Origin of the sequence: Citrobacter sp. wls706 (assembly GCF_005281305.1) — a bacterium.
In the GTDB taxonomy this organism is placed as follows: domain Bacteria; phylum Pseudomonadota; class Gammaproteobacteria; order Enterobacterales; family Enterobacteriaceae; genus Citrobacter; species Citrobacter werkmanii.
Genome location: NZ_SZXG01000005.1, coordinates 47,314 through 60,298 on the forward strand (window position 1 = coordinate 47,314; position 12,985 = coordinate 60,298).

Annotated in this window: 14 protein-coding genes; 11 read left to right on the forward strand and 3 right to left on the reverse strand. The window is 54.3% G+C overall.

What is annotated here, in order from left to right; translation table 11 throughout:
• The first annotated feature begins 132 nt into the window (after nt 1–132).
• The 8 genes from FDW92_RS01610 (at nt 133) to corA (ending at nt 7,189) form a co-directional block, all read left to right on the forward strand.
• Nucleotides 133–336, forward strand: coding sequence for a lipoprotein (locus tag FDW92_RS01610; RefSeq protein ID WP_032940199.1), 204 nt, complete (start codon nt 133–135; stop codon nt 334–336).
• Nucleotides 337–384: 48 nt separating this feature from the next.
• Nucleotides 385–1,209: a diaminopimelate epimerase gene (gene dapF, locus FDW92_RS01615; RefSeq protein WP_042314013.1), complete on the forward strand. Its 825-nt coding sequence runs from the start codon at nt 385–387 to the stop codon at nt 1,207–1,209.
• Entirely contained in the window at nt 1,206–1,913 is a 708-nt protein-coding gene (locus FDW92_RS01620) for a DUF484 domain-containing protein (RefSeq protein ID WP_038634510.1), read from the forward strand. Before dapF ends, FDW92_RS01620 begins: the two co-directional genes overlap by 4 nt.
• Nucleotides 1,910–2,812 (forward strand): tyrosine recombinase XerC, encoded by a 903-nt coding sequence (gene xerC / locus FDW92_RS01625; protein ID WP_006686068.1) that lies wholly within the window; start codon nt 1,910–1,912, stop codon nt 2,810–2,812. Before FDW92_RS01620 ends, xerC begins: the two co-directional genes overlap by 4 nt.
• The gene (gene yigB / locus FDW92_RS01630; RefSeq protein WP_042314011.1) at nt 2,812–3,528 is read left to right on the forward strand and encodes a 5-amino-6-(5-phospho-D-ribitylamino)uracil phosphatase YigB; all 717 of its coding nucleotides are present in this window, start codon (nt 2,812–2,814) and stop codon (nt 3,526–3,528) included. The genes xerC and yigB overlap by 1 nt, the downstream gene beginning before the upstream one ends.
• A gap of 88 nt (nt 3,529–3,616) precedes the next feature.
• Nucleotides 3,617–5,779: a DNA helicase II gene (uvrD, locus tag FDW92_RS01635; protein WP_038634502.1), complete on the forward strand. Its 2,163-nt coding sequence runs from the start codon at nt 3,617–3,619 to the stop codon at nt 5,777–5,779.
• A gap of 247 nt (nt 5,780–6,026) precedes the next feature.
• Nucleotides 6,027–6,083, forward strand: a complete 57-nt coding sequence (gene ysgD, locus FDW92_RS23095) for a YsgD/CorL family protein (protein ID WP_212723238.1) — start codon at nt 6,027–6,029, stop codon at nt 6,081–6,083.
• 155 nt (nt 6,084–6,238) lie between these two features.
• Complete coding sequence (gene corA / locus FDW92_RS01640) at nt 6,239–7,189, forward strand: magnesium/cobalt transporter CorA (RefSeq protein ID WP_038634499.1); 951 nt, start codon at nt 6,239–6,241, stop codon at nt 7,187–7,189.
• A 69-nt stretch (nt 7,190–7,258) separates the two neighbouring features.
• Here corA and rarD read toward each other — a convergent pair whose 3' ends face one another.
• Nucleotides 7,259–8,155, reverse strand: a complete 897-nt coding sequence (gene rarD, locus FDW92_RS01645) for an EamA family transporter RarD (protein ID WP_042314005.1) — start codon at nt 8,153–8,155, stop codon at nt 7,259–7,261.
• 51 nt (nt 8,156–8,206) lie between these two features.
• Nucleotides 8,207–8,674, reverse strand: coding sequence for an acyl-CoA thioesterase YigI (gene yigI, locus FDW92_RS01650; protein ID WP_042314003.1), 468 nt, complete (start codon nt 8,672–8,674; stop codon nt 8,207–8,209).
• Nucleotides 8,675–8,839: 165 nt separating this feature from the next.
• Between yigI and pldA the strand changes: the two genes are divergently transcribed.
• The 3 genes from pldA (at nt 8,840) to rhtC (ending at nt 12,311) form a co-directional block, all read left to right on the forward strand.
• Nucleotides 8,840–9,709, forward strand: a complete 870-nt coding sequence (gene pldA, locus FDW92_RS01655; RefSeq protein WP_042314001.1) for a phospholipase A — start codon at nt 8,840–8,842, stop codon at nt 9,707–9,709.
• An 88-nt stretch (nt 9,710–9,797) separates the two neighbouring features.
• Complete coding sequence (recQ, locus tag FDW92_RS01660; RefSeq protein ID WP_042314000.1) at nt 9,798–11,627, forward strand: ATP-dependent DNA helicase RecQ; 1,830 nt, start codon at nt 9,798–9,800, stop codon at nt 11,625–11,627.
• A gap of 63 nt (nt 11,628–11,690) precedes the next feature.
• Nucleotides 11,691–12,311: a threonine export protein RhtC gene (rhtC, locus tag FDW92_RS01665; protein ID WP_038634488.1), complete on the forward strand. Its 621-nt coding sequence runs from the start codon at nt 11,691–11,693 to the stop codon at nt 12,309–12,311.
• A gap of 45 nt (nt 12,312–12,356) precedes the next feature.
• Here the strand turns inward: rhtC and rhtB are convergent, their stop codons facing one another.
• Nucleotides 12,357–12,977: a homoserine/homoserine lactone efflux protein gene (rhtB, locus tag FDW92_RS01670; RefSeq protein ID WP_042313996.1), complete on the reverse strand. Its 621-nt coding sequence runs from the start codon at nt 12,975–12,977 to the stop codon at nt 12,357–12,359.
• Nucleotides 12,978–12,985 lie beyond the last annotated feature (8 nt).

Sequence of the window (12,985 nt, forward strand, 5' to 3'; positions counted from 1 at the left end):
ATCCTGTTTTTCGTGATGAGGGCAGTATAACCTGAAACAAAACGCGTTGCAGATTACAGGCTAACTCTTGCTTTTACGCCTTCTCCTGCGATGATAGAAAACAGAAAGCATGAACTTTACAGGCAATCCATAATGAAAAACGTGTTAAAGCCACTCGCTGTCATTTTAACTCTGTTCAGCCTGACGGGCTGTGGGCTAAAAGGCCCGCTCTATTTCCCGCCAGCAGATAAAACCGCGCCGCCTCCGACCAAGAGCGTTCAGCCGCAATCGCAATCCACCACGCCCGAGAAAAACGATCGTGGGATTAGCGACGGCCCTTCTCAGGTGAATTACTGACGGCAGGAATAGATTTACATTTCTGTACCCGCGTGAACGGAGTGAATGATGCAATTCTCTAAAATGCATGGCCTTGGCAACGATTTTATGGTCGTCGACGCGGTAACGCAGAATGTCTTTTTCTCACCAGAGCTGATCCGCCGCCTGTCCGACAGGCATCTCGGCGTTGGGTTTGATCAGTTGCTGGTGGTTGAACCTCCGTATGATCCGGAGCTGGATTTCCACTACCGTATTTTTAATGCCGACGGCAGTGAAGTGTCACAGTGTGGCAATGGCGCCCGTTGTTTTGCCCGTTTTGTTCGCCTGAAAGGGCTGACCAATAAGCGTGATATTCGCGTCAGTACCGCGAATGGTCGTATGGTATTAACCGTAACCGACGACGAGCTGGTGCGGGTGAATATGGGGGAACCCAACTTTGAGCCTTCGCAGGTTCCGTTTCGCGCCAACAAAGCAGAGAAGACCTATATTATGCGCGCGGCCGAACAGACAGTATTGTGCGGCGTGGTTTCAATGGGGAATCCGCACTGCGTGATTCAGGTTGATGATGTTGATACGGCCACTGTGGAAACGCTGGGACCGGTGCTGGAAAACCACGAACGCTTTCCAGAACGCGCCAACATCGGCTTTATGCAGGTGGTAAAGCGCGAGCATATCCGGCTGCGCGTCTACGAGCGCGGGGCGGGCGAAACTCAGGCCTGCGGCAGCGGTGCGTGCGCCGCTGTTGCGGTAGGTATTCAGCAGGGCCTGCTGGCAGAAGAGGTGAGGGTGGAGTTACCTGGCGGTCGACTTGATATCGCCTGGAAAGGTCCGGGTCATCCGCTGTATATGACTGGCCCGGCGGCACATGTCTACGACGGATTTATTCACTTATGAAGCAACCAGGGGAAGAACTACAGGAAACGCTCATGGAGCTCGACGATCGAGCGGTCGTCGATTACCTGCAACGTAATCCTGAGTTTTTTATCCGTAATGCCCGGGCAGTTGAAGCGATGCGCGTCCCACACCCGGTGCGGGGCACGATCTCTTTAGTTGAATGGCATATGGCGCGGGCACGTAATCATATTAATGTGCTTGAAGAGAACATGGCGTTATTGATGGAACAAGCCAACGCCAATGAAAGCCTGTTCTATCGTCTGCTAAATCTGCAAAGCCGCCTGGTGTCGGCCAGCAGTCTTGACGATATGCTGATGCGATTTCATCGCTGGGCGCGTGAGCTGGGGCTGGCCGGCGCGACGGTTCGTCTGTTTCCGGACCGGTGGCGACTCGGTGCGCCATCAAAATTTACGCATCTGGCATTAAGCCGCCAGGCCTTTGAACCGTTGCGTATTCAGCGTCTGGGCCAGTCGCAGCACTATCTTGGCCCACTCAATGGACCGGAACTGTTGGTCATGATGCCGGAGGCGAAAGCGATAGGTTCGGTGGCGATGTCGATGCTGGGGCAAGATGGTTCCTTGGGCGTGATGTTATTCAGCAGTCGTGACGTTAATCATTATCAGCAGGGACAGGGTACGCAGCTATTGCAGGAAATCTCGCTGATGTTGCCGGAGCTGCTGGAGCGCTGGATTGAACGCGTATGACCGATTCACCCCTTTCTCAGGATGTGGCGCGCTTTTTGCGCTATCTGGGCGTTGAGCGCCAGCTTAGCCCGATCACATTGCTTAATTATCAGCGTCAGCTTGATGCCATCATTGCGTTAGCCGGAGAAACCGGTCTGCAAAGCTGGCAACAATGTGATGCTGCAATGGTACGCAGTTTTGCCGTGCGCAGCCGTCGTAAAGGGTTGGGACCGGCGAGCTTGGCATTGCGTCTCTCCGCACTACGCAGTTTCTTCGACTGGCTGGTCAATCAGGGCGAGCTGAAAGCCAATCCGGCAAAAAGCGTTTCCGCGCCGAAAGCGCCACGTCACTTACCTAAAAATATCGACGTCGATGACGTTAATCGTCTGCTGGATATCGATCTCAACGATCCCCTTGCCGTGCGCGACCGGGCTATGCTGGAAGTGATGTACGGCGCGGGGCTGCGTTTATCTGAACTGGTTGGGCTGGATATTAAACATCTCGATCTCGACACCGGCGAAGTGTGGGTGATGGGCAAGGGTAGTAAAGAACGTCGTCTGCCGATTGGCCGCAATGCGGTGGCGTGGATTGAGCACTGGCTGGATCTGCGCGGCTTATTTGGCGGGGATGACGATGCGTTGTTCCTGTCAAAACTGGGCAAGCGCATCTCTGCGCGTAACGTGCAGAAACGCTTTGCGGAATGGGGTATCAAACAGGGGCTGAACAGCCACGTCCATCCCCACAAATTGCGCCACTCTTTTGCGACGCATATGCTGGAGTCTAGCGGCGATCTGCGCGGGGTGCAGGAGTTATTGGGGCATGCCAATCTTTCGACCACCCAAATCTATACCCATCTTGATTTTCAACACCTGGCTTCAGTGTACGATGCGGCGCATCCGCGCGCCAAACGGGGGAAATAATGCGTTTTTACCGGCCTTTGGGGCGTATTTCTGCGCTCACCTTTGACCTTGATGACACCCTTTACGATAACCGTCCCGTTATCAAACGCACCGAGCAGGAAGCGCTCGCGTTTGTACAGAATTACCACCCGGCGTTGAATTCGCTGCAAAATAGCGACCTACAGCGCTTACGTCAGGCTGTTCGCGACGCCGAGCCGGAAATCTATCACGACGTTACCCAATGGCGTCACCGCGCCGTAGAGCGCGCTATGCTGGAGGCTGGTCTGTCAGCGGCAGAAGCCTTGATGGGGGCGAATGCGGCGATGATGAATTTTGCCAAATGGCGTAGCCGCATTGATGTTCCGCAATCGACGCATGACACACTGAAGGCGCTGGCCCGCAAATGGCCGCTGGTGGCGATCACCAACGGTAACGCGCAGCCGGAGCTGTTTGGTCTGGGCGATTACTTTGAATTTGTGCTGCGCGCCGGTCCCGATGGGCGATCGAAACCGTTCAGCGACATGTACGCGCTGGCGGCGGATAAACTGAAAATGCCAGTGGGTGAGATTCTGCATGTGGGCGATGACCTGACGACAGACGTTGCAGGCGCTATTCGTTGTGGTATGCAAGCTTGCTGGATCAAACCGGAAAATGCCGACCTGATGCAAACTGCAGACAGCCGTTTGCTGCCGCATATCGAAATTTCACAGTTGGCATCTCTGACCTCGCTGATATAATCACCAGCAGAACTCTGTATATATACCCAGCTTTTTGGCGGATGGCGCTACGCTTCTCCGCCTTACCTACTTTTACGCGGCGGTGCCAATGGACGTTTCTTACCTGCTCGACAGCCTTAATGATAAACAGCGTGAAGCGGTGGCCGCGCCACGCAGCAACATGCTGGTTCTGGCAGGAGCGGGGAGTGGTAAAACTCGCGTACTGGTGCACCGTATCGCCTGGTTACTGACGGTAGAGAACAACTCGCCGTACTCTATTATGGCGGTGACCTTTACCAACAAAGCGGCAGCGGAAATGCGCCACCGTATTGGTCAGATCATGGGAACCAGCCAGGGCGGAATGTGGGTGGGGACCTTCCACGGTCTGGCGCACCGTCTGTTACGCGCGCACCATATGGATGCCAACCTGCCGCAGGACTTCCAGATCCTCGACAGCGAGGACCAACTGCGTCTGCTCAAGCGCCTGATCAAGGCGATGAACCTGGACGAAAAGCAGTGGCCGCCGCGTCAGGCTATGTGGTTTATCAACAGCCAGAAAGACGAAGGGCTGCGCCCGCACCATCTGCAAAGCTACGGCAACCCGGTCGAACAGACCTGGCAGAAGGTCTATCAGGCTTATCAGGAAGCGTGCGATCGCGCGGGGCTGGTGGATTTCGCCGAACTGCTACTGCGCGCCCATGAACTGTGGCTCAACAAGCCGCACATTCTGCAGCACTACCGCGAACGCTTTACCAATATCCTGGTGGACGAATTCCAGGATACCAACAACATTCAGTACGCCTGGATCCGCCTGCTGGCGGGCGACACCGGCAAGGTGATGATCGTGGGCGATGATGATCAGTCGATCTACGGCTGGCGTGGGGCGCAGGTGGAGAACATTCAGCGCTTCCTCAACGATTTCCCAGGCGCAGAAACCATTCGTCTGGAGCAGAACTATCGCTCGACTAATAATATTCTGAGCGCAGCTAACGCCCTGATTGAAAATAACAACGGGCGCCTGGGTAAAAAACTGTGGACCGACGGCGTCGACGGCGAGCCGATCTCGCTGTATTGCGCGTTCAATGAGCTTGATGAAGCGCGCTTTGTGGTCAATCGCATCAAAACCTGGCAGGACAACGGCGGTGCGCTGGAACAATGCGCCATTCTGTATCGCAGCAACGCCCAGTCGCGCGTGCTGGAAGAAGCCTTACTACAGGCTAGCATGCCGTATCGTATCTATGGCGGGATGCGCTTCTTCGAACGCCAGGAAATCAAAGACGCGCTCTCCTACCTGCGCCTGATCGCTAACCGCAATGACGACGCCGCGTTTGAGCGTGTGGTGAATACGCCAACCCGCGGGATTGGCGATCGTACTTTAGATGTGGTGCGCCAGACCTCGCGTGACCGCCAGCTAACGCTGTGGCAGGCCTGTCGTGAACTGCTGCAGGAAAAAGCCCTGGCCGGTCGCGCCGCCAGCGCCTTACAGCGCTTTATGGAATTGATTGACGCGCTGGCACAAGAGACTGCCGATATGCCGCTGCACGTGCAGACTGACCGGGTGATTAAAGATTCCGGCCTGCGCATGATGTACGAACAGGAAAAAGGCGAGAAGGGTCAGACGCGTATCGAAAACTTAGATGAACTGGTGACGGCAACGCGCCAGTTCAGCTACAACGAAGAAGACGAAGACTTAATGCCGCTGCAGGCGTTCCTGTCTCATGCGGCGCTGGAAGCGGGCGAAGGACAGGCGGATACCTGGCAGGACGCGGTACAGCTGATGACCCTGCACTCGGCGAAAGGGCTGGAGTTTCCGCAGGTGTTTATCGTGGGGATGGAAGAAGGCATGTTCCCGAGCCAGATGTCGCTGGATGAAGGCGGACGTCTCGAAGAAGAACGTCGCCTGGCCTATGTCGGCGTGACCCGCGCGATGCAAAAGCTGACGCTTACCTACGCCGAAACGCGCCGTCTGTACGGCAAAGAGGTTTACCATCGTCCGTCGCGCTTTATTGGCGAACTGCCGGAAGCGTGCGTTGAAGAGGTGCGTCTGCGCGCCACGGTTAGCCGTCCGGTGAGCCATCAGCGGATGGGCACGCCAATGGCGGAAAACGATACCGGCTACAAACTTGGCCAGCGGGTACGCCACGCGAAGTTCGGCGAGGGCACCATCGTCAACCTCGAAGGAAGCGGCGAGCACAGTCGTTTGCAGGTCGCGTTCCAGGGGCAGGGGATCAAATGGCTGGTGGCGGCTTACGCAAGACTGGAAACGGTGTGATCGCCTGATGTCGCTGCGCTTATCGGGCCTGGTGACCAGGTAACATTTTGATTTGTAGGCCGGATAAGGCGAAGCCGCCATTCGGCTATCTGCCGGTTAATATTCTGAAATCATAGATAAATAATTCCCCTCTGCTAACCTTTCTGTATAAGGGGAAATTATTACTTTTTCGCCATCCGTTGCGTGTTGACGTCAAAATTTTGCTGGCGTAACATGCGCGCACGATTACGCTAAGAGGACATTCGCCTTGGACACACCCAGTAGATACTGGCTCATTATCCTGTCATCCAGGATCAACTCCTAAGGCTATCCCTTTTTGCTGATAGCCTTCGCGGTTGTCAGCGACCTTCTGTTTTTTTCCCGTCGCGCTGAGTCAGGCTGTTTAATGGTCTGAAACCCAATTTGTTTCTGTGTGCCCTCCGAACTGTCCGATAATTTTTTGCATTGGGAGTCCCGGTCATGCTGAGCGCATTTCAACTGGAAAACAATCGGTTAACTCGCCTTGAGGCAGACGAGATCGAGCACCTGGCCAGTTCGGTTTGGGTCGATTTAGTCGAGCCGGATGACGAAGAACGAAACCGTGTGCAAAAGGACTTGGGCCAGAACCTGGCCACGCGCCCTGAACTGGAAGATATCGAAGCATCCGCACGTTTTTTTGAAGACGAAGATGGCCTGCACATTCACTCCTTCTTCTTCTATGAAGACGCCGACGATCACGCGGGTAACTCAACCGTTGCATTTACCATTCGTGAAGGTCGCTTGTTTACCCTGCGCGAACGCGAACTGCCGGCGTTTCGTCTGTATCGCATGCGCGCACGTAACCAGGCGATGGTGGATGGCAACGCTTACGAGCTGCTGCTCGACCTGTTCGAAACCAAAATTGAACAGCTGGCGGATGAGATTGAAAATATCTATAGCGACCTGGAAAAACTCAGCCGTGTGATCATGGAAGGGCGCCAGGGCGACGAATATGACGAAGCGCTTTCCACGCTGGCGGAACAGGAAGATATCGGCTGGAAGGTACGCCTGTGTCTGATGGATACCCAGCGCGCACTGAATTTCCTGGTGCGTAAAGCGCGTCTGCCGGGTGGTCAACTGGAGCAGGCGCGTGAGATCCTGCGCGATATCGAGTCTCTGCTGCCGCATAACGAATCGCTGTTCCAGAAGGTTAACTTCCTGATGCAGGCGGCGATGGGCTTTATCAATATTGAGCAGAACCGCATTATCAAGATCTTCTCGGTGGTCTCGGTGGTGTTTCTGCCGCCGACGCTGGTGGCTTCCAGCTACGGGATGAACTTTGAATTTATGCCGGAACTGCACTGGAGCTTCGGTTATCCTGGCGCGATTGTCTTCATGATGCTCGCAGGTCTGGCGCCGTATCTGTACTTCAAACGTAAGAACTGGCTTTAATGGCGGTGTCTTACCAGGCCTACAGAACCCGTAGGCCTGATAAGCGTAGCGCCATCAGGCAAAAAGCATTCACATCCCCATACGCGTTCTGCGTTGGGTATAAATCGCATCCATCACGAAAATCGCCAGCGCCACCCAGATAAACGCAAACGTGATCATTTTATCCGCTCCCGGCACTTCACCGTAAAAGGTGATCGCCAGCAGGAACATCAACGTGGGTCCGATATACTGGAAGAAGCCCAGCGTGGAAAGACGCAGGCGGGTCGCTGCGCCGGTAAAGCACAGCAGCGGAATAGTGGTCACGACACCCGCGGCAATCAGCAGCAGATTGAGCGACATCGGGTTTTGCCCGATATGGCTGGTTGGGCTATCCGCAATGCCAAACAGATAGATTGCAGCCACGGGTAAGAGCCACAGGGTTTCAATCAACATACCTGTTTGTGCTTCAACGGCAATCTTCTTACGCACCAGACCATAAAAAGCAAAGCTGAACGCCAGTCCCAGCGCGATTATCGGCAACGAGCCGAAGGTCCACAGCTGTACCAGTACGCCGCAGGCGGCTAACAGTACCGCCAGCCACTGCATGCGACGAAAGCGCTCGCCGAGGAAAAGCATCCCCAGCACGATATTCACCAGCGGGTTAATAAAATAGCCGAGACTGGCTTCCAGCATATGGTGATTATTGACCGCCCAAATGAACAGCAGCCAGTTTCCGCCAATGAGCACCGCAGAGAGCGCCAGCAGGAAGATCTTCTTTGGCGTTTGTAGCAGCGTTTTAACACCCGACCACTGGCGGCTGATGCTCATCAGCACCACCATAAAGAAAAATGACCAGATGACGCGGTGCGTCAGGATCTCATCTGCCGGGACATAGTAAATCAGCTTGAAGTAGGCGGGAGCGATACCCCAAATAAAATAGGCAGCCAGAGCGAGTAACACGCCCTGCCGCGTTTGTTTAGCATCCATCGGGAAAACTCATTGCAGAAATGTAACAGCAGTTTACCTTTTTTTAAGCGCTTACCCCACCATATAAGTGGCGGTTGCGCTGGCGATATAGCGCTGTTCTTCGTTATGCAGTTCCACGCGCGCAACGGCTACTTTATTACCCGCCCGCAGCAGGCTGCTGGTAGCGGTAAAGCGATTTCCTCTCCCCGGGCGCAGATAATCAACGCGTAAATCGATGGTGCCCATACGTGACATGCGCTGACGCAGTTCGTCCTCACTGATCGTTTCGTGACGGGTCAACGTGCTGCCTACACACACCAGTCCGGCGGCGACGTCGAGTGCTGAGGCGATCACCCCGCCATGCAGAATGCTTTGCGCCCAGTTCCCGACCATCATCGGTTGATTATTAAACGCTAATTGCGCAAATTCTTTTTCATAGCGTTCCAGTTCCAGCCCCAGCGCACGGTTAAACGGCATATGATAAACAAACATTTCACCCACTAACTTCAGGGCTTCTTCAGCGGTCAGTACAGCAGACATACGATCTTAATACCTTATTGGTTAATGAAATGTTGATATTATGCTTATTATTTGTTGTTTTCTACTTTAGGACGGGATAACTAACGAGGAACGAGCTAAGTATGTAGAATGCTTGTCAGAAAATTATACAATTCATCAATATTTTGGTTCAGGAGAACATTACCGATGCGGGCGATTCTGGGATGGTTACTACCAGCAGTCATGCTGCCGTTGACCGCGTATGCGCAGGAAGCGACAGTAAAAGAGATTCATGACGCACCAGCAGTTCGGGGCAGTATTATCGCTAATATGCTGCAAGAGCATGACAACCCTTTCACGCTTTACCCTTATGACACCAACTACCTTATCTACACTAATACCAGCGACATGAACAAAGAGGCGATCAGCAGCTATAGCTGGTCGGACAATGCGCGCAAAGATGAGGTGAAGTTTCAGCTAAGCCTGGCATTTCCACTTTGGCGCGGAATATTTGGTCCGAACTCGGTGCTCGGCGGCTCCTATACGCAGAAATCCTGGTGGCAGCTTTCTAACAGTGAAGAATCTTCACCGTTTCGCGAAACCAACTACGAGCCGCAGTTGTTCCTTGGTTTCGCCACCGACTATCGCTTTGCCGGGTGGACGCTACGTGATGTCGAAATGGGTTACAACCATGATTCCAACGGGCGCTCCGACCCCACTTCACGTAGCTGGAACCGCCTGTATACCCGCCTGATGGCAGAAAACGGCAACTGGCTGGTGGAAGTAAAGCCGTGGTACGTCATTGGCAGTACCGATGATAACCCCGACATCACCAAATACATGGGCTATTATCAGCTGAAAATGGGGTATCACCTGGGCGACGCCGTTATCAGCGTGAAAGGGCAGTACAACTGGAACACCGGCTACGGCGGCGCAGAGTTAGGGGCAAGCTATCCTATTACGAAGCATGTTCGTCTCTACACCCAGGTCTACAGTGGTTACGGCGAATCGCTGATTGACTACAACTTCAATCAAACCCGTGTTGGCGTCGGCGTAATGCTTAACGATATCTTCTGACAGATATTGAGAGTATTTTAATCATTGCAGTTTCTCTCTCAGGCGCTGAAAATAGCGCCTGTTTTTATTTCAGGTTAATGGGGTTAATGTGGCGCAGGCGGAAGTGTTGAATCTGGAAATGGGCGCTAAACAGGTTTTACAGGAAACCTTTGGCTACCAACAGTTTCGCCCAGGCCAGGAAGAAATCATCGACACCGTGCTCTCTGGTCGCGACTGTCTGGTCGTTATGCCCACCGGTGGCGGCAAATCCCTGTGCTATCAAATTCCCGCATTATTACTCAACGGACTCACCGTTGTTGTTTCGCCGCTGATTTCCCTGATGAAAGACCAGGTCGATCAACTGCTGGCCAACGGCGTGGCGGCGGCGTGCCTGAACTCCACCCAAAGTCGTGAACAGCAGCTTGAGGTGATGGCCGGCTGTCGCAGCGGGCAGGTTCGCTTGCTTTATATTGCCCCTGAGCGCCTGATGCTGGATAACTTCCTTGAGCATCTTGGACACTGGAATCCGGTGCTGCTGGCAGTTGATGAAGCGCACTGTATTTCGCAGTGGGGACATGACTTCCGCCCGGAATACGCTGCGCTGGGCCAGTTGCGTCAGCGTTTCCCAACCCTGCCGTTTGTGGCACTGACCGCGACCGCGGATGAAACCACCCGGCTGGACATTGTGCGTCTGCTGGGCCTCAACGATCCGTTAATTCAGATCAGCAGCTTTGACCGCCCGAATATTCGCTACATGCTGATGGAGAAATTTAAGCCGCTCGATCAGCTGATGCGCTATGTGCAGGAACAGCGTGGTAAGTCCGGCATTATTTACTGTAACAGCCGCGCCAAAGTCGAAGACACCGCCGCGCGTCTGCAAAGTCGTGGCATCAGCGCCGGGGCTTATCATGCCGGGCTGGAAAACAGCGTGCGCGCTGAAGTGCAGGAAAAATTCCAGCGCGATGACCTGCAAATTGTGGTGGCGACCGTGGCGTTCGGCATGGGGATCAACAAACCCAACGTGCGCTTCGTGGTGCATTTTGATATCCCGCGTAACATTGAGTCCTACTATCAGGAAACCGGCCGTGCCGGACGTGACGGCCTGCCGGCGGAAGCGATGCTGTTTTACGATCCGGCTGATATGGCGTGGCTCCGCCGTTGCCTCGAAGAGAAACCTGCCGGACAGCTGCTGGATATCGAACGTCATAAGCTCAATGCGATGGGGGCGTTTGCCGAGGCGCAAACCTGTCGTCGTCTGGTTCTGCTGAATTATTTTGGCGAAGGGCGTCAGGAGCCGTGTGGTAACTGCGATATCTGTCTCGACCCGCCAAAACAGTACGACGGGTTAATGGATGCGCGCAAAGCGCTGTCGACGATCTACCGCGTTAACCAACGCTTTGGTATGGGTTACGTCGTGGAAGTTCTACGCGGGGCGAATAACCAGCGCATTCGTGAGCTGGCCCATGACAAACTGCCGGTCTATGGTATTGGCCGTGAGCAAAGCCACGAGCATTGGGTGAGTGTGATTCGTCAACTGATTCATTTGGGCCTGGTAACACAGAATATTGCCCAACACTCCGCGTTACAGCTCACTGAAGCTGCGCGTCCGGTGCTGCGCGGCGAAGTCCCGTTGCAGCTTGCGGTACCGCGAATCGTGGCGCTGAAACCGCGCGCTATGCAGAAATCCTTCGGCGGCAATTACGATCGCAAACTGTTTGCCAAATTGCGTAAGCTGCGTAAAGCGATTGCCGATGAAGAGAATATCCCGCCGTATGTCGTCTTTAACGATGCCACGTTGATTGAAATGGCCGAGCAGATGCCGGTTTCGCCGAGCGAAATGCTGAGCGTCAACGGCGTGGGAATGCGTAAACTTGAGCGTTTTGGCAAAGAGTTTATGGCACTTATTCGCGCGCACGTTGATGGTGACGACGAAGAGTAGTCAGCGAGGCAAAAAAGTGCCAGGATGGTGACTCACTGAACTATTCCCCCGCGAGTCATTTTTATGTTAACGCTATTTTTCACCGTTGCGTTGGTGCATATCGTTGCGCTGATGAGTCCCGGTCCCGATTTTTTCTTTGTTTCTCAAACGGCCGTTAGCCGTTCGCGCAAAGAAGCCATGATGGGCGTGCTGGGTATTACCTGTGGCGTCATGGTCTGGGCTGGCGTGGCGCTGCTTGGCCTGCATCTGATTATCGAAAAAATGGCCTGGCTGCACACCATTATCATGGTGGGCGGCGGCCTGTATCTGTGCTGGATGGGTTACCAGATGCTGCGCGGCGCGTTTAAAAAACAGGACGTAGCGGCCCCTGCCCCACAGGTTGAGCTGGCACAGAGCGGACGCAGCTTTTTAAAAGGTCTGTTGACCAACCTCGCCAACCCGAAAGCCATTATCTATTTTGGCTCCGTGTTTTCATTGTTTGTTGGCGATAGCGTAGGAACAGGCGCTCGATGGGGCATTTTCGCGCTGATCATCGTGGAAACGCTGGCGTGGTTCACCGTGGTCGCCAGCCTGTTTGCACTTCCGAAGATGCGTCGCGGCTATCAGCGTCTGGCGAAGTGGATTGATGGCTTTGCCGGCGCGCTGTTCGCGGGCTTCGGTATCCACCTGATTATTTCGCGCTAAGCTCCCTTCATGCCGGATAAGCGCTAACGCCATCCGGCACCGTTATCAGGCATGCCTTGCCGACGCCAGCAGGGCGCCTATCAGCATAAACAGTGAACCAAACACTTTGTTCAGCGCTTTCATTTGCTTTGGCCCCTTAATCCAGCCAGCAATGCGCGTAGCCAGCGTCGCGTAACCGATCATCACAATAATATCGACCACGATGGTCGTGACGCCAAGCACCACATACTGCATTACCTGCGGTTCCTGTGGCAGGATAAACTGCGGGAACAGGGCGGCAAGAAAAACAATGCTCTTGGGGTTGGTCAGATTTACAAAGACCGCGCGTTTGAACAGTCGGCTGCGCGATTGCGTATTCGCCATGGTGTTCAGATCGATAGCGCCCGCCGCGCGCCATTGTTGGATCCCCAGCCAAATCAGGTACGCCGCACCCGCCCACTTCAGCACTTCAAACGCGATCGCTGAACGTGAAAATAGCGTTCCCAGCCCTACGCCAACCAAAACGATATGAATGCCCAGCCCGGTCTGTAGACCTGCAATCGACGCGCTGGCACCACGATAACCGTGGCTGATGGCGGTGGTCATGGTGTTGATTGCGCCAGAGCCTGGAGACAAGCTCAAAATAATAGAGGTCAGCAGGTAGGCGAACCACCATTCAAAGGTCATGAGAAACT